Below are 17,109 nucleotides of genomic sequence, written 5' to 3'. Positions count from 1 at the left end.
CAATGTCCTGTTGATTCATGATTTTTCACCCTACTTATGGAAGAGCACCTGACCATCGGCCGCAGCCTCATCCACGATACCAATCACGCACAGATCGACCGGAGAGGCGCCGTGTGCGTGCGCCTGTCGCGCCGAGCTGCCGCTGACCAGCAGTACCCACTCTCCGCATCCCGCGCCGATGCTGTCGATGGCGACCGCACATTGCCCGTCGGGCTCGCCGCGGGCATTGAGCATCTCCACCATCAGCAGTTTGTCGTGGGCCAGACCTTCATGGCGTACGGTGCAGACCACATATCCGGTTACCACAGCCAGCTTCATGTCCGTCTCCGCGTGTGATGTGCAGGCCGGAAAAGCGCAACGCCATCCGGCATTCATGCCTTTTCATGGCCGGATAGCGACGCGCTGGCGTCTTATCCGGCCAGAACTTTCCGGCACCCCCTCCCCCGTTAGATGTTGCTGTCGCCCTTGAAGCTAATCGGGAAGACCTCTTCCAGATCGCCATGCGGGCGCGGGATGACATGTACAGAGACCAGCTCACCGATACGCTGAGCCGCCGCCGCCCCGGCATCCGTCGCGGCTTTGCACGCCGCGACATCGCCGCGCACCATGGCGGTCACCAGGCCCCCGCCGATCTGTTTCACTCCCACCAGCTTGACGCGAGCCGCTTTGACCATGGCGTCGGAGGCCTCAATCAGTGCAACCAGGCCCCGGGTTTCAATCATTCCTAATGCTTCCATTGTGTTTTCCTCTCATAAGGGGTCCTGAAGGGGACCATTCATTCAACCAGCGTGGACGAGTCGGGGATCCGGCTTGCGTCCGTCTGGCGCGGTACCGACGCCACCAGCGCCAGTTCGATAATTTCCTCTACGCTACAGCCTCGCGAGAGGTCGTGAAGCGGGGCGGCCAGGCCCTGGATCAGCGGCCCGATGGCGCGATATCCGCCCAGCCGCTGGGCGATTTTGTAGCCGATGTTGCCCGCCTCCAGCGACGGAAAGACCAGCACATTAGCCCGGCCCTGCAGCGGGCTGCCGGGCGCTTTGTGCGCAGCGACGTCCGGTACAAAGGCGGCGTCAAACTGCAGCTCGCCATCGACCATCAGCTGCGGCGCCCGCTGACGCACGATCTCCGTGGCCTGCTGGACGTTAGCCACACAGGGATGCCGGGCGCTGCCGTGTGTCGAGAAGGACAGCATTGCCACCCGCGGCGCTTCGCCAGCGATCGCTTGCCAGGTCTCGGCGCTGGCAATCGCGATATCCGCCAGCTGCGCCGCGGTCGGCTGCGGCACCACGCTGCAGTCGGCAAACCCCAGCGGCTGTCCGGTATACTGCGGCAGCATCAGAAACAGCGAAGAGAGCGTTTTACACCCCGGCTGCAGGCCGATAAGGCGCAGACCAGCGCGCAGCACGCTGGCGGTTGACGAGAGATTTCCGGCGATACACACCTCGGCCTGCCCGGCGCTGACCATCGCCGCGGCGAACATCAGCGGGTCGGCCAGCTTGTCGACCGCGTCAGCGGGCGCTTTATCGCCGGCGCGCGCCTGCCAGGCGGCGGCAAACGCCTCGCGCATCGCCAGGTTGCTGTGCGGATCGATGACCTGCACCCCGGTCAGCGGCAGACGTTCGCCAAGGGCGAACTGCCGCAGCGCGAAGGGGCTGGCGACGAGGATCGGATGCGCCAGGCCCTGCTGCTGCAGATAATGCGCCGCCTTCAACACGCGGACGTCCAGCGCATCCGGGAACACCACCCTGGCGGGGGCGCGCAGCGCCAGTTTGCGACACTGGTCAATGATCATCTTCACCTCCCAGCTGCTGCAGTTGGCTGAGCGCCGGCGGCGCGTCCGTCACGCCCAGGATCATCATCACGTAGACCGCGCTGGAGAGGCGGTTGAGCGCCTGTAGAATATCGGCACGCTGGACCGCAAATTGCGGCGTAATAAACACCTGCGCCGCGGTCACCTCCGCCTCGCGCACTTTGCCGCGCAGCAAATTAAGCAGCGCGACATCGCGCCCATGGCGGGCCTCCGGCACCAGGTGATCGTGACCCAGGTAACGCAGCGGCTGATGGGACAGACGATGCAGCTGCGCCTCGCTGAATCCGGCTATCGACTGCGCCGCCAGCGGTTCCTCCAGCGCATCGGCGCGCATGATGTTGCCCAGCCGCGAACGGATATCCGTCAGCCACGGCTGCCAGGGCTCCGCCAGTTCAATTTGCAGCCACACCGTCAGGGCGATGGTGCTGTCCAGCACCGCGCGGAAGGCCAGCCGCGGATCGTTTTTCGCCACCAGGGTATCGGCCGTCAGATGAGTTAAGGTGTCCGGCTTTTTGCCCACCGGCTGGTGACAAAGCTCGCAGCAGGCCTGGGGCGGATGGTCGCTGCTGGTCAGGACATGCACCGGCTGCGGCGTCTGTTCGTCATCCTCGACAAACAGGCGCCCCTGGCGGTCGAGAAATTTGACCCGCAGATGCCGACTTTCCAGCAGTTCCCTCGCCGAGGGCGTCAGGCGGGCATCGGCAGGAAGATGGATTTCACCGCCTTCGCTGAGCGTATGATTCGCTCTGAGCCACGCTTCGGTAATGAAATCGTTCATAGCGATTGCCAGTTTGCCGGCCAGGCGACGTACAGGAAGCGCACCGTCGACGGGGTACCGAATTCGATGCTGGAGCCTTTCGGGATGAACATGACGTCCCCCGCTTTGGCGACCAGCGTTTCCCCCTGATGGCGCACATGCAGCTCGCCCTCCAGCACCATATCGATTTCGTCGTAGTTCAGCGTCCACGGGAAGAAGGCGTTCTCCCACTGCATAAATCCGGCCGCCATGCTGCTGCCATCCTGGTCAGTCACCAGGTCCGTTAAGCCAACGCAGTGCGGCTGGGCGCCGTCGAAGCGGCCAAACTTCACGCTGCTGCCGTCGATCACTTTGATGCCGCCTTTGCCGGTCACGGAGTCAAATCCCGGCTGCATCGCCTCCTGCTCCAGGGACTGCTTCTCCTTCATCACCTTTTCCATCAGCTGCGCCACCAGGCTTTCGGTAAACTGGCCTTCCGGCAGCTGCGCCAGGATGGTTTCCCGGATCCGCTGGCTTTCCGTTTTGTCGCTGTCCGCCGCTGTCGCCGCCGGCGCGGCGCCATCGTCTTCGGTGATAGTGAATCCCAGCAGCTCGGCGACTTCGCGCGCTTCCGGGGTGATAATGCTGGCGCGCAGAACTACTGACATCGCCTGTTCGCCGCGCGCGTGGGCGGCACGAATATCGTTAGCGGTAATGAGTTTCTTCACCTGGCCCTTCCTCCTTTTGGCTGAGCTCACTCAAGTAATTCTCCAGCGGCGCAACGCTTTGCGGATCGCAACCGTTGAGGGCGAAAACCGGCGCCTGAAACCCCATCCCGTCCAGCAGCTGCCGCACCGCGGCGACATTGGCATCCGGCAGATCCGTTTTGCTGATCGCCACGATAAGGTGCTTTCGGCTGCCAATATCCAGCAACCCGGGTGGCAGGCGACTTTCGGTATCATTGGCCGCATGGACATAAATCAGGGTGTCCACATCCTGCAAGGTGGTAATTAAGGCGTGATACCAGCGCGGATGGCTGAAATATTCCCCGGGTGTATCGATGTCGCCACGATCGTTAAATTCCAGCGCCTGCGTTTTTCTGGCGAGGGAATAATTCCCCTGCAGGGCATTAAATAACGTGGTTTTTCCTGCACCGACGGCGCCGACAATCGCAATACGCTTCATGGTCGCTCTCAATTAACTTTTCGTTAATTCGCACAAGGTATAATTTAATAAGCGGCCTAATCCGCCGATGGTCTGCAGAAGCGCCTCCTCCACCGCGCCGACCGAGCCGTAGATCACCAGCGCGCCGCTAAACCGGTCGAGAAAACCGATGTGCACGTCGGCGGCCTTCATCGCCAGATCGCCGGCGATCATCGCTGTTTCTCCCGGCGTCAGCGTCATAATGCCGATCGCGCCGGATTCGGGTACGCCGATCTTTTTCGCCAGCTCCGCTCCCGGGTGGGCAATCAGATGCGCCAGCGTGACCTGTTTGCCTGGTACGAATTCCTGAATAATGCGTTCTTTATCCATGACTGATTGCCCCCTGAAATCTGTCCTCATGGTGACGACATTTCAGCGCGGCAAATAACAAATTTCGGCAAGTGGGGTTAAAAGGTGAAGTGGATCACTCAGGAGAGAAAATAATATTGCGGTGGAATTAAAAAGGCAGGCTCAGCGTTTTTTACTCACCGGCCTGCCTGATATTGCGCGCGGAAACGGATCCGCGCGTTAACGGGGGAAATAGAAAATTACAGCGGTTCGGTTTGCGCTTCAACAACCGCCAGCGCCACCATATTAACGATCCGACGTACGGAGGCGATCGGCGTCAGGATATGCACCGGCTTCGCCACCCCCATCAGCACCGGCCCGACGGTCACCCCTTCCGAACTGGAGACGCGCAGCAGGTTATAGCTGATCCGGGCGGCTTCCATATTCGGCATCACCAGAATATTGGCCGCCCCCTTCAGCGGGCTGTCCGGCATGCGATCGTTGCGGATGCTTTCCACCAGCGCGGCGTCGCCATGCATTTCGCCATCGATCATCAGCTCCGGGGCGCGGGCCTTCACCAGCTCCAGGGTTTTACGCATTTTGCTGGCTGACGGACAGTCGGCAGAGCCAAAGTTGGAGTGCGACAGCAACGCCACGCGCGGTTCAATACCAAAGCGTCGCACGCTTTCCGCCGCCATCAGGGTGATCTCCGCCAGCTCTTCCGGCGACGGATCGTGATTGACATAGGTATCGGCGATAAAGGTGTTGCCGCTCGGCAGCAGCAGCGCATTCATCGCCCCGGCGGTGCTGACGCCGTCGCGATAGCCAAACAGCGGCTGCACCACGCGGTAGTGATCGTGGTACTCGCCAATAGTCCCGCAGATCATCGCATCCGCTTCACCGCGATGCACCATGATGGCGCCAATCACCGTGGTGTTGCTAATCACCGCCCGCTGCGCCTGCTCCTGGGTAATGCCGCGGCGCTTCATCAGCTGGTAGTACTCGCTCCAGTACTCTTTAAACCGCGGGTCGGATTCATTATTGACGATCTCAAAGTCAACGCCGGCCTTGATCTGCAGGCCCAGCTTCTGGATGCGCATTTCAATCACGCTCGGGCGCCCCACCAGAATCGGTTTGGCCAGTCCCAGAGACACCAGCTCCTGGGTGGCGTGCAGCACCCGGGTCTCCTCCCCTTCCGCCAGCACCACGCGCTTCGGCTCTTTGCGCGCCTGAGAGAAGATAGGCTTCATAAACAGGTTGGTTTTATAGACGAACTCGCTCAGCTTCTCGATATAGGCGTCAAAATCAGCGATGGGGCGCGTTGCCACGCCGGAATCCATCGCCGCCTTCGCCACCGCAGGGGCGATCTTGACGATCAGCCGCGGGTCGAACGGTTTCGGAATGATGTAGTCCGGACCAAAGCTTAAATCCTGATCGCCGTAGGCAGAGGCCACCACTTCGCTCTGCTCGGCATGGGCCAGCTCGGCAATCGCATGCACCGCCGCCAGCTTCATCTCTTCGTTGATCGCCGTCGCGCCGACGTCCAGCGCGCCGCGGAAGATGAACGGGAAGCAGAGCACGTTGTTGACCTGGTTAGGGTAGTCGGAGCGGCCGGTACAGATGATGGCGTCATCGCGGACCTGCTTCGCCAGCGGCGGCAGAATTTCCGGCTCCGGGTTGGCCAGGGCGAGGATCAGCGGCGCCCGCGCCATCTTCTTCACCATCTCCTGAGTCAGCACTTTCGGGCCAGAGCAGCCGAGGAAAATGTCGGCGCCGTCGATCACGTCATCGAGGGTGCGTTTGCCATCGTCTTCCACTGCATAGGCCGCTTTGGTTTCCGCCATGTTCGGCTCACGGTCTTTATAGATAACGCCTTTCGAATCGCAGACCACGATGTTGTGCTTTTGCATCCCCAGCGCCACCAGCAGATTCATACAGGCGATCGCCGCCGCGCCCGCGCCAGAGACCACCATCCGCACGTCGGACAGATTCTTCTCGACGACGCGCAGACCGTTGAGGATCGCCGCGGTGCTGATGATCGCCGTGCCGTGCTGATCGTCATGGAAGACCGGGATATTCATCCGCTCGCGCAGCTGCTGCTCGATGTAGAAACACTCCGGCGCTTTAATATCTTCCAGGTTGATACCGCCGAAGGTTGGTTCGAGGGCGGCGACGACGTTAATGAATTTGTCCGGATCCAGCTCATCGACTTCGATATCAAACACATCGATACCGGCAAATTTCTTAAACAGGACGCCTTTGCCCTCCATTACCGGCTTACCGGCCAGCGCGCCGATGTTGCCGAGCCCCAGCACCGCGGTGCCGTTGGAGACGACCGCCACCAGGTTGCCGCGGGCAGTGTATTTGTAGGCGGCCAGCGGATCTTTTTCGATTTCCAGGCAGGGGGCTGCGACGCCCGGCGAGTAGGCCAGCGCCAGATCGCGCTGGGTGGCGAGAGGTTTGGTCGGCGAGACCTGGATTTTTCCGGGAACCGGAAATTCGTGGAAGTCGAGGGCGCTCTGTTTTAACTGCTCATCCATTTTCTATTCCTTTCTTTCACGTATCGTTCGTAGGGGAAAAGCGTGATGACCATCCTGTCGTTCACCTTTCAGTGGCAGACAGTATCCCTCCTGGCGGGGCGATAAACTTTGAACACCGCCAAACTCTGGCCATCGTTATGATTTTGTTGTTATCAATTTATAGCGGTTATGTTACCCGGAATCGCCGCCAATAATAGCCCTGTCTGCTATGCTTTTTGGTTATGTACCTCATCAATGTTTATACCGTATACCGGCAAGCACTCATGTAACACCTTGTTCCAGGAGGACTTATCCATGAATCAGTTAGACAGCATCAAGCAGTTCACCACGGTGGTCGCCGACAGCGGAGACATCGAATCCATCCGCCACTACCATCCGGAAGACGCCACCACCAACCCCTCTCTGCTGCTGAAGGCCGCCGGCCTGGCGTCCTATAGCGGCCTCATCGACGACGCTATCGCCTGGGCCAAAAAACAGGGTGGCGGCCGCGAAGCGCAGGTGGCTCACGCCTGCGATAAGCTGGCGGTCAATTTTGGCGCGGAGATCCTCAAAAGCATTCCCGGGCGGGTCTCCACCGAGGTGGACGCCCGGCTCTCCTTCAACCGCGAGAAAAGTATCGAGAAGGCTCGCCACCTGGTGGCGCTGTATCAGGAGATGGGCATTGATAAGTCGCGGATCCTGATCAAGCTGGCATCCACCTGGGAGGGGATCCGCGCCGCGGAGGTGCTGGAGAAAGAGGGGATCCACTGCAACCTGACGCTGCTGTTTTCCTTCGCCCAGGCCCGGGCCTGCGCCGAGGCCGGGGTTTATCTCATCTCCCCGTTCGTTGGGCGTATTTATGACTGGTATCAGGCGCGCAAACCGCTGGAGCCTTACGTGGTGGAGGAAGATCCGGGGGTGAAATCGGTGCGCAATATCTATGACTATTTCAAACAGCATAAATACAACACCATCGTGATGGGCGCCAGCTTCCGCCGCACCGAGCAGATCCTGGCGCTGGTCGGCTGCGACCGGTTGACCATCGCCCCGCCTTTATTAAAAGAGCTGCAGGCCAGCGATACCCCGGTGGTGCGCAAATTGATCCCTGCCAGCCAGATCCTGCCGCGTCCGGTGCCGCTCAGTGAAGCGGAGTTCCGCTGGGAACATAATCAGGATCCGATGGCGGTCGAAAAGCTAGCGGAGGGGATCCGCCTGTTCGCCGTCGATCAGCGCAAACTGGAAGATCTGCTTGCCGCCAAACTGTCACTTTAGTCTCACGGAGAAAAATATGTCCCGAAGAGAGCTTGCCAACGCCATCCGCGCCCTGAGTATGGACGCCGTGCAGAAAGCCAACTCCGGCCATCCCGGTGCGCCGATGGGGATGGCTGATATTGCCGAAGTGCTGTGGAACGATTTTCTCAAGCACAATCCGCAGAACCCTGACTGGGTAGACCGAGACCGTTTCATCTTGTCCAACGGCCACGCGTCGATGCTGCTCTACAGTCTGCTGCACCTGACCGGCTACGATCTGCCGCTGTTTGAACTGAAGCAGTTCCGTCAGCTGCACTCTAAAACGCCCGGCCACCCGGAGCATGGCTATACCCCTGGGGTGGAAACCACCACCGGCCCGCTGGGCCAGGGGCTGGCGAACGCCGTCGGGATGGCCATCGCCGAACGGACGCTGGCGGCGCAGTTTAATCGCCCCGGCCATGAGATCATTGACCATCACACCTGGGTGTTCATGGGCGATGGCTGTTTGATGGAGGGGATCTCCCATGAGGCCTGTTCGCTGGCCGGCACGCTCGGACTGGGCAAGCTGATCGGTTTTTACGATCACAACGGCATCTCCATCGACGGCAAAACCGAAGGCTGGTTTTCCGATGATACGGCGGAACGCTTCCGCGCCTATCACTGGCACGTCATAGGCGATATCGACGGCCACGATCCGCAGGCTATCAAACAGGCGATAACGGAAGCGCAGGCGGTGAAAGATAAACCGTCACTGATTATCTGCCGGACCATCATCGGCTTCGGTTCGCCCAACAAAGCCGGCTCAGAGGAGTCTCACGGGGCGGCGCTTGGCGAAAAAGAGGTAGCGCTAGCCCGCCAGCAGCTTGGCTGGAAATATCCTCCGTTCGAGATCCCGAAAGAGATCTACGCGGGCTGGGATGCGCGTCCGCGCGGGGAAAAAGCGGAGCACGCCTGGAACGAGAAATTCGCCGCCTACCAGCAGCAGTTCCCGGAGCTGGCCGCTGAGCTGACCCGACGTATGAATGGCGCCCTGCCGGAAGACTTTGCCGCGACCGCCCGCGACTACGTGGCGAAACTGCAGGCCGAGCCGGCGAAAATCGCCAGTCGCAAGGCTTCGCAAAACGCGCTGAACGCCTACGGCCCGCACCTCCCGGAACTGCTGGGCGGTTCTGCGGATCTTGCGCCGAGTAACCTGACCATCTGGTCTGGATCGACATCGATTAAAGAAGATCCTGCGGGCAATTATATCCACTACGGGGTGCGCGAGTTTGGCATGACCGCGGTGGCCAACGGCATTGCCCTGCACGGGGGCTTTATTCCTTATACCTCGACCTTCCTGATGTTTGTGGAGTACGCCCGCAACGCCGCGCGCATGGCAGCCCTGATGAAGGCCCGGCAGATCATGGTCTATACCCATGACTCGATCGGTCTTGGGGAAGACGGGCCGACGCACCAGGCGGTGGAACAGCTGGCCAGTCTGCGGCTGACGCCCAACTTCAGCACCTGGCGCCCCTGCGACCAGGTGGAGACCGCCGTCGCCTGGCAGGCGGCTATCGCGCGACAGAGCGGGCCGACGGCGCTGATCCTGTCGCGACAAAACCTGGCGCAGATGCCGCGTACCCCGGAACAGGTGCAGGATATCGCCCGGGGTGGCTACGTGCTGAAGGATGCCGGCGGCAAGCCCGACCTGATCCTCATCGCCACCGGCTCGGAAGTGGAGATCACCGTCCTGGCCGCGGAAAAACTGTTGGCCAAAGGGGTAAATGTGCGGGTCGTCTCGCTCCCTTCCACTGATGTGTTTGACGCCCAGGATGAGGCCTGGCGCGAATCGGTGCTGCCGTCGGACGTCAGCGCCCGGGTGGCGGTCGAAGCCGGGATAGCGGACTACTGGTATAAATATGTCGGCTTAAAAGGCAAGATCGTCGGCATGACCGGCTATGGCGAATCCGCCCCGGCAGAGCAGTTGTTCCCGTTCTTTGGCTTTACGGTCGACCATATCGTCGCCACCGCCGAACAGGTGCTTAACGGGTGATCCACAGCGTGGGCCAGGCATCTGGCCCCTGCCAGTTGTCGCACGTCGGCTGCTGCGCGTAGCGGGAGAGGCTGAACCGCTGGCCGTCAAAACGCCAGCGGGTTTGGATCCCGCAATCGCCGGCCCCGCGGCCTTTATCCAGGGTCACCAGCTCATGGCGGCGGTCATCATAGCTGGCGTTGATCAGCTCAATCTCACGCGGCGCCTCGCCCGGCGGCTGGAATGGCAACGTTAGCCGCACCTGACGGGCAACATAGGGGCGCTGGCGGGAGACCAGCCAGGCCAGCCAGACGGTGTTGTAGGCGCCGGATTCGCAGCTGGTCATCAGCAGCACTTTGTCATCCGTCAGCGCAGTAACGCGAATTTCACGGCGGAAGGGATCGAGGGAGCAGTGGCTGTTGGTCATCCGCTCATTACCGTAGTCCATCAGATCGTTGAGCTCCTCACGCCCCAGCGGCGACTGCGCCGTTTCCGCGCTCGCCACCGCGCGCAGCGCCGGCGCCGGCGGTACGCTGAGCGGCGGCTCTTCCCCTTTGCCGACCCAGGCCGTTTCGCTACCTACCCGCTTTTGCCGATCGTCGATAAAAAACAGAGCCGCTTTCAACCCCTGCAGGGAGATGGTCTGCAGGCCATTGGCCAGCGAGAGCGCTTTACCCTCCTGAACCTGCTGGAGAAACGCATCGATCGTCACGCTGTCGGCGGTTTTAATGAGCTTATCTTCAATGTGCCAGCGCTTGTCGGTCAGGGACAGCGGTTTACCATCCAGCAGCAGGCGCGGCGCTATCGGCGCGAGCGTCGCCACTGGATTGCCGGTGCCGCCCAGCTCGATACGCAGACTGGCGTCAGTGACTGCCCCAGCGCTGCGGCTGAGGGTCATCACCAGGCCATGATGCAGCCCCACGTTACGGGTGACGCAGAAATTTTGGTTGTTACAGGTGACCAGCCAGTCGTTGAAGCGCTGCTGCGTCGGTGCCGACCATGCCTGCGAGCAAGGCAGCACCGCCATAAAAAGGAAAAAGATGACGCGAAAAAGCATGAACCGCCCGACCCCAGATAAACCCGACCACGGCGCCTATCCTGGACAACGGCAGCGGGTTACTCAATCGGATTTGTCAGAGTTCCCCGACATCAGGCCGGAGGTTTGCAGATATTGCAGCAGAATGACCGCCTTACCGTCGCGGATCTCCCCGTCAGCGACCATCTGCAGCGCCTGGCTAAAAGGCAGCTCCAGCACCTCGATGGCTTCATCATCCACCCCGCCGCCGCTGGTGGTTCGCTGCGCGTCGCTGTACTCGGCGATAAAGAAATGCACTACCTCGGTGACGCCCCCTGGCGACATAAACAGCTCAAACAGCTTTCTCACCTCGCCCACTTCGTAGCCGGTCTCTTCCACCGCCTCTTTACGAATGCAGGCTTCCGGCTCGTCGTTGTCCAGCAGCCCGGCGCAGGTTTCAATCAGCATGCCGTCATGATTGCCATTGACCCAGGTGGCGACACGGAACTGACGCACCAGGACCACCGTCTGCTTATGGCGGTTATACAGCAGCACGGTGGCGCCATTGCCGCGATCGTAGACCTCGCGCTTGTGGCGCACGACGCTGCCGTCCGCCCGCGTCAGCTCATAGGTCATGTTGCGTAGTACGAACCAGTTCTCAGAGAGGATTTTATCTTTAATGACGTGAATATTGAGTGACATACCGACCCCACAGCGTAAAAGGACGCCCTCATACTACGCTGCGGAGCCGGGTTTGTCGTCAGTGAAGCGGCGTCGTTTTCCGCGCCAGATAGTCCAGGATCCCCTGCGCCGCGTGACGGCCTTCCGCCATCGCCGTCACTACAAGGTCTGCGCCGCGCACGGCATCGCCGCCGGCAAAGATCTTCTCCTGACTGGTCTGATAACGGTAACGGCTCTCCACTCCGGCTTTAATACGCCCCTGACTGTCCAGCGCCACCCCCGCCGCTTCCAGCCAGGGCATGCGGTGCGGGTGGAAGCCAAAGGCCATGATCACCGCATCTGCCGGCATAACAAACTCGCTGCCGGGGATCGGCGTCGGGCGGCGTCTTCCCCCGGCGTCCGGAGCGCCCAGCTCGGTGCGCAAAAAGCGTACCCCGTTAACCCGCCCGTTCTCGTCCAGCTCAAGCGTCACCGGCTGGACGTTAAACTCAAAGAGCGCCCCCTCTTCGCGGGCGTTTTTGACCTCTTTTTTCGAGCCCGGCATGTTGGCTTCATCTCGCCGATAGGCGCAGGTCACCTGGCGGGCGCCGTGGCGCAGCGCGGTGCGCACGCAGTCCATCGCCGTATCGCCGCCGCCCAGCACCACCACGTTCAGCCCGGCGGTGTTGACATAAGGCTCTTGCGCCGATGCCGCCAGCCCCATCACCTGTTTTGTGTTGGCGATGAGGAACGGCAGCGCATCGTAGACCCCGGGGGCCTCTTCGTTCGGCAGCCCCGCCTTCATGGAGCGATAGGTTCCGGCGCCGACGAACACTGCGTCATAATCGGCCAGCAGTGTCGCCATGGAGATATCTTTCCCCACCTCGCAATTGAGCTCAAAGCGGATACCCATCTCGCTGAAGATCGCCCGCCGCCGGGCCAATAGCGATTTATCCAGCTTGAACGCCGGAATGCCGAAGGTCAGCAGACCGCCAATCTCCGGATGACGGTCGAAGACCACCGGCTGGACGCCGTGGCGCACCAGCATATCGGCGCAGGCCAGCCCGGCAGGCCCGGCGCCGATAATCGCCACCCGCTTGCCGCTCGGCTTAACCTGCGAAAGGTCCGGACGCCAGCCGCTGGCCAGCGCCTGGTCGGAAATATAGCGCTCAATATTGCCGATGGTGACTGCCCCGCTTTCATCGCGCAGGGTGCAGGCGCCTTCACACAGCCGGTCCTGGGGACAGACGCGGCCGGTGATCTCCGGCAGGCAGTTGGTCTGATGGGAAAGCGCGACCGCGGCGGCGATATTCCCCGCTTTAACCAGCTCGATCCACTGCGGGATATGGTTATGCAGCGGGCAGGTCCATTCGCAAATACTGTGCTCCCCACACGTGAGACAGCGGGCGGCCTGCTGCTGCGCCTGCTGCGGGGTGAACGGCTGATAGATCTCCTCAAAGTGGCTCTTACGCACCTCCGCCGCCAGCTTATCCGGCTCCCCGCGCGGGGGCGTCATCGCCATTTGCCTGACCTTCGCGCCAGCATTGGGCTGGCTGCAGAGCGACGTAGCGCGCTGCCACGGCTGCACCTCCTGGCATGCCGAGCGCAGTCGCCGCTGCTTCGCCAGGGTGATCAACGTCTCATCGTCGGCGAGAGTCAGCGCCTGCGCGGGACAGTTTTCCACACAGGCCGGCCCCGCCTCGCGGCCCTGGCATAGATCGCACTTGTGCGCGCTGGCTTTCACCAGGCCTGCGGCCTGCGGCGTCACCACCACCTGCATCACCCCGAACGGGCAGGCCACCATGCAGGATTTACAGCCAATGCATTTCTCCTGACGGACCTGAACGCTGTCGCCGGACTGGGCGATGGCGTCGTTGGGACAACTGCGGACGCAGGGGGCGTCCTCGCAGTGGCGGCAGGTGATGGCGTTACGCTGGCCCTCCGCTTTGATCACGGTGATACGTGGCAAAAAGCGCTGCGGGGTCAGCACGTGTTGCTCCTCGTTATGCGCCATCACGCAGGCCACTTCGCAGGCCTGGCAGCCGATGCACTTTCGGCTATCGCTCAAAATAAAGTGGTTCATGGCTTCCTTTTGTCTTCTTGGTGAATAACCCCTCAATGCGCATGCCTATTTATTACCCGACAAGATGCCGCCGGAACAATGTCCAATTGCCCAGGATAAACTTTTTCTGGAGAGAATCCGTTTTGGATCAATTTTTTTGACTTAAATGAAATTAGGTTTCACACCGGCAAGGGATAATGCGCCGGTCTGCGGTGACGAAGCAGACTCGCTACCTGCTGGCAGGAAAGCTCGAGGTTTCTTTACGATACGGCAAAAGCAACATGATAAATTACACTATCTCCTTAATTTCTCCACGATTGCCGGAGAGGCTGGCGCTAAAGTGGCACAGGCTGTGCAATAACAAGAAAATGTGCATATGAGGTTTTTATTCTGATGGCGAATTTCTTTATCGATCGCCCCATTTTTGCATGGGTGCTGGCAATCCTGTTATGCCTGACGGGCACCCTTGCCATTTTGTCGCTGCCGGTTGAACAGTATCCCGACCTCGCCCCGCCGAATGTGCGGATCACCGCCAACTATCCCGGCGCCTCCGCGCAACCCCTGGAGAATACCGTCACTCAGGTTATCGAACAGAATATGACCGGCCTCGATAACCTGATGTATATGTCCTCCCAGAGCAGCGCCACCGGCCAGGCGACGATCACCCTCAGCTTTACCGCCGGTACCGACCCGGATGAAGCCGTGCAGCAGGTTCAGAACCAGCTACAGTCGGCGATGCGTAAGCTGCCGCAGGCGGTGCAAAACCAGGGGGTGACGGTGCGCAAGACCGGTGATACCAATATCCTGACGCTCGCCTTCGTCTCCACTGACGGCAGTATGGATAAACAAGATATCGCCGACTACGTCGCCAGTAACATCCAGGACCCGCTCAGCCGCGTCAACGGCGTGGGGGATATCGACGCCTACGGTTCGCAATACTCAATGCGCATCTGGCTCGACCCGGCGAAGCTCAACAGCTACCAGATGACCACCAAGGATGTTACCGACGCCATCAGTTCGCAGAACGCCCAGATTGCCGTCGGCCAGCTTGGCGGGACGCCTTCGGTCGATAAGCAAGCGCTGAACGCCACCATCAACTCGCAATCTCTGCTGCAAACCCCGGAGCAGTTCCGCAATATCACTCTGCGCGTCAATCAGGATGGTTCAGAGGTGACGCTGGGCGATGTCGCCACCGTCGAGATGGGGGCGGAGAAGTACGACTATCTTAGCCGCTACAACCGCCAGCCGGCCTCAGGCCTCGGGATCAAGCTGGCTTCCGGCGCCAACGAAATGGCCACCGCGGAGCGCGTGATCAATCGCCTCAATGAGCTGGCGCAGTTTTTCCCCCACGGTCTGGAATATAAGGTCGCCTACGAGACCACCTCCTTCGTGAAGGCTTCCATCACCGACGTGGTGAAAACCCTGCTGGAGGCGATCCTGCTGGTCTTCCTCGTGATGTATCTGTTCCTGCAGAACTTCCGCGCCACCCTGATCCCGACCATCGCCGTGCCGGTGGTGCTGATGGGCACTTTCGCGGTGCTGTATGCCTGTGGCTACAGCATCAACACCCTGACGATGTTCGCGATGGTGTTGGCGATCGGCCTGCTGGTGGATGACGCCATCGTGGTGGTGGAGAACGTCGAGCGCATCATGAGCGAGGAGGGCCTGTCGCCACGCGAGGCGACCCGCAAATCGATGGGACAAATTCAGGGCGCGCTGGTGGGGATCGCGATGGTGCTGTCGGCGGTATTCGTGCCGATGGCCTTCTTCGGCGGCACCACCGGCGCCATCTATCGCCAGTTCTCAATCACTATCGTCGCGGCGATGGTCCTCTCGGTGCTGGTGGCCATGATCCTCACCCCTGCCCTTTGCGCCACGCTGCTTAAGCCTGTTAAGCCAGGTGAATCCCATGAAAGAAAAGGCTTCTTCGGCTGGTTCAACCGCACCTTCAACCGCAGCGCCAGCCGCTACGAAACCTTCGTCGGCAAAATACTGCACCGCTCGCTGCGCTGGATGCTGATCTACGTCGTCCTGCTCGGCGGGATGGTGTTCCTGTTTCTGCATTTGCCGACCTCGTTCCTGCCGCTGGAGGATCGCGGGATGTTCACCACCTCAGTCCAGTTGCCGAGCGGCAGCACCCAGCAGCAGACGCTGAAGGTGGTGCAGAAGGCGGAAGATTACTTCCTCAATAACGAGAAGCAGAACGTCGAGTCGGTGTTCGCTACCGTTGGCTCCGGCCCCGGCGGCAATGGGCAGAACGTGGCCCGTATGTTCGTTCGTCTCAAAGACTGGGACCAGCGCGACCCGCAAACCGGCACCTCCTTTGCCATTATTGAACGCGCCACCAAAGCGTTTAATCAGATTAACGAAGCGCGGGTTATCGCCAGCAGCCCGCCGGCGATCAGCGGCCTCGGCAGTTCGGCAGGCTTCGATATGGAGCTGGAGGATCATGCCGGGAAGGGGCACGATGCGCTGATGGCGGCGCGCGATACGCTACTTGAGCTGGCCGGGAAAAATCCGCTGTTGACCCGCGTCCGGCATAACGGGCTCGATGACAGTCCGCAGCTGCAGGTCGATATCGATCAGCGTAAAGCGCAGGCGCTTGGCGTCTCCATTGACGACATCAACGATACGCTGCAAACCGCGTGGGGGTCGAGCTACGTCAACGACTTTATGGATCGCGGCCGGGTAAAGAAAGTCTACGTCCAGGCGGCGGCGAAATACCGGATGCTGCCTGACGATATCAATCTTTGGTACGTGCGCAACAGCAGCGGCACGATGGTGCCATTCTCGGCCTTCGCCACCTCGCGCTGGGAGACCGGCTCGCCGCGGCTGGAACGCTACAATGGCTACTCAGCGGTCGAGATCGTCGGTGAGGCGGCGCCGGGTATCAGTACCGGTACCGCGATGGACATGATGGAGAAGCTGGCCGCGCAGTTACCCACCGGCTTTGGCCTCGAATGGACCGCCATGTCCTACCAGGAACGCCTCTCTGGCGCTCAGGCGCCGGCCCTGTACGCGATTTCTCTGCTGGTGGTGTTCCTGTGCCTGGCGGCGCTGTACGAGAGCTGGTCGGTGCCGTTCTCGGTGATGCTGGTGGTGCCGCTGGGGGTGATTGGCGCCCTGCTGGCGACCTGGATGCGCGGGCTGGAGAATGACGTGTACTTCCAGGTGGGTCTGTTGACGGTGATCGGCCTGTCGGCGAAAAACGCCATTCTGATCGTCGAGTTCGCCAATGAGCTCAACGAGAAGGGCCAGGATCTGCTCAGCGCCACGCTGTCGGCTTGCCGTCAGCGCCTGCGCCCCATCCTGATGACCTCGCTGGCGTTCATCTTCGGCGTGCTGCCGATGGCGACCAGCACCGGCGCCGGTTCCGGCAGCCAGCATGCGGTCGGCACCGGAGTGATGGGCGGGATGATCTCCGCCACCGTGCTGGCGATCTTTTTCGTGCCGCTGTTCTTTGTGCTGGTGCGTCGCCGTTTTCCGCTAAAGGAGCGTCCGCAATAAACCGACGAGCTTCGGCGGCGAGGCGTAATAACAGAAAAGGCGACCAC

Annotated in this window: 14 protein-coding genes; 3 read left to right on the top strand and 11 right to left on the bottom strand. The window is 60.9% G+C overall.

Features of this window, described 5'->3' with window-relative positions; all coding sequences use genetic code 11:
* Window positions 1–30 precede the first annotated feature (30 nt).
* From eutN to maeB, 8 genes are all read right to left on the bottom strand, one after another.
* Window positions 31–318, bottom strand: a complete 288-nt coding sequence (eutN, locus tag HMPREF1024_RS04650) for an ethanolamine utilization microcompartment protein EutN (RefSeq protein WP_002913719.1) — start codon at window positions 316–318, stop codon at window positions 31–33.
* Between the two features lie 128 nt (window positions 319–446).
* Window positions 447–737 (bottom strand): ethanolamine utilization microcompartment protein EutM, encoded by a 291-nt coding sequence (eutM, locus tag HMPREF1024_RS04655; protein WP_000387720.1) that lies wholly within the window; start codon window positions 735–737, stop codon window positions 447–449.
* A 38-nt stretch (window positions 738–775) separates the two neighbouring features.
* Window positions 776–1,792: a phosphate acetyltransferase gene (gene pta / locus HMPREF1024_RS04660; RefSeq protein ID WP_004213203.1), complete on the bottom strand. Its 1,017-nt coding sequence runs from the start codon at window positions 1,790–1,792 to the stop codon at window positions 776–778.
* Window positions 1,782–2,588 (bottom strand): ethanolamine utilization cob(I)yrinic acid a,c-diamide adenosyltransferase EutT, encoded by an 807-nt coding sequence (gene eutT, locus HMPREF1024_RS04665; protein ID WP_002913723.1) that lies wholly within the window; start codon window positions 2,586–2,588, stop codon window positions 1,782–1,784. Before eutT ends, pta begins: the two co-directional genes overlap by 11 nt.
* Complete coding sequence (gene eutQ / locus HMPREF1024_RS04670) at window positions 2,585–3,274, bottom strand: ethanolamine utilization acetate kinase EutQ (RefSeq protein ID WP_002913725.1); 690 nt, start codon at window positions 3,272–3,274, stop codon at window positions 2,585–2,587. Before eutQ ends, eutT begins: the two co-directional genes overlap by 4 nt.
* Window positions 3,252–3,731, bottom strand: a complete 480-nt coding sequence (eutP, locus tag HMPREF1024_RS04675) for an ethanolamine utilization acetate kinase EutP (protein WP_002913727.1) — start codon at window positions 3,729–3,731, stop codon at window positions 3,252–3,254. The genes eutQ and eutP overlap by 23 nt, the downstream gene beginning before the upstream one ends.
* A 12-nt stretch (window positions 3,732–3,743) precedes the next feature.
* A complete protein-coding gene (eutS, locus tag HMPREF1024_RS04680; protein ID WP_002913729.1) occupies window positions 3,744–4,079 on the bottom strand; it encodes an ethanolamine utilization microcompartment protein EutS in 336 nt (111 codons plus the stop codon).
* A gap of 218 nt (window positions 4,080–4,297) precedes the next feature.
* Window positions 4,298–6,577 carry an NADP-dependent oxaloacetate-decarboxylating malate dehydrogenase gene (maeB, locus tag HMPREF1024_RS04685; protein WP_004185057.1) on the bottom strand — a complete coding sequence of 760 codons (2,280 nt, stop codon included), beginning with the start codon at window positions 6,575–6,577 and terminating at the stop codon, window positions 4,298–4,300.
* A 294-nt stretch (window positions 6,578–6,871) separates the two neighbouring features.
* Between maeB and tal the strand changes: the two genes are divergently transcribed.
* Both tal and tkt read left to right on the top strand, forming a co-directional pair.
* Window positions 6,872–7,828 carry a transaldolase gene (gene tal, locus HMPREF1024_RS04690; protein ID WP_004174884.1) on the top strand — a complete coding sequence of 319 codons (957 nt, stop codon included), beginning with the start codon at window positions 6,872–6,874 and terminating at the stop codon, window positions 7,826–7,828.
* A gap of 16 nt (window positions 7,829–7,844) precedes the next feature.
* Window positions 7,845–9,839, top strand: a complete 1,995-nt coding sequence (gene tkt, locus HMPREF1024_RS04695) for a transketolase (protein ID WP_009309516.1) — start codon at window positions 7,845–7,847, stop codon at window positions 9,837–9,839.
* On the opposite strand, the gene HMPREF1024_RS04700 is transcribed toward tkt, so the two are convergent.
* From HMPREF1024_RS04700 to aegA, 3 genes are all read right to left on the bottom strand, one after another.
* On the bottom strand, window positions 9,829–10,875 hold the full coding sequence (locus HMPREF1024_RS04700; protein WP_009309515.1) for a DUF1176 domain-containing protein: 1,047 nt from the start codon (window positions 10,873–10,875) through the stop codon (window positions 9,829–9,831). The two genes, tkt and HMPREF1024_RS04700, sit on opposite strands and share 11 nt — an antisense overlap.
* A 63-nt stretch (window positions 10,876–10,938) precedes the next feature.
* Complete coding sequence (nudK, locus tag HMPREF1024_RS04705; RefSeq protein WP_002913754.1) at window positions 10,939–11,535, bottom strand: GDP-mannose pyrophosphatase NudK; 597 nt, start codon at window positions 11,533–11,535, stop codon at window positions 10,939–10,941.
* A 58-nt stretch (window positions 11,536–11,593) separates the two neighbouring features.
* The gene (aegA, locus tag HMPREF1024_RS04710) at window positions 11,594–13,576 is read right to left on the bottom strand and encodes a formate-dependent uric acid utilization protein AegA (protein ID WP_009309514.1); all 1,983 of its coding nucleotides are present in this window, start codon (window positions 13,574–13,576) and stop codon (window positions 11,594–11,596) included.
* Between the two features lie 372 nt (window positions 13,577–13,948).
* Between aegA and acrD the strand changes: the two genes are divergently transcribed.
* Window positions 13,949–17,062, top strand: a complete 3,114-nt coding sequence (acrD, locus tag HMPREF1024_RS04715; protein ID WP_009309513.1) for a multidrug efflux RND transporter permease AcrD — start codon at window positions 13,949–13,951, stop codon at window positions 17,060–17,062.
* Window positions 17,063–17,109: the final 47 nt, after the last annotated feature.

Source organism: Klebsiella sp. 4_1_44FAA, assembly GCF_000238715.1.
Taxonomy (GTDB): Bacteria; Pseudomonadota; Gammaproteobacteria; order Enterobacterales; family Enterobacteriaceae; genus Klebsiella; species Klebsiella pneumoniae.
This window is presented reverse-complemented; position numbering and strand designations above follow the sequence as displayed.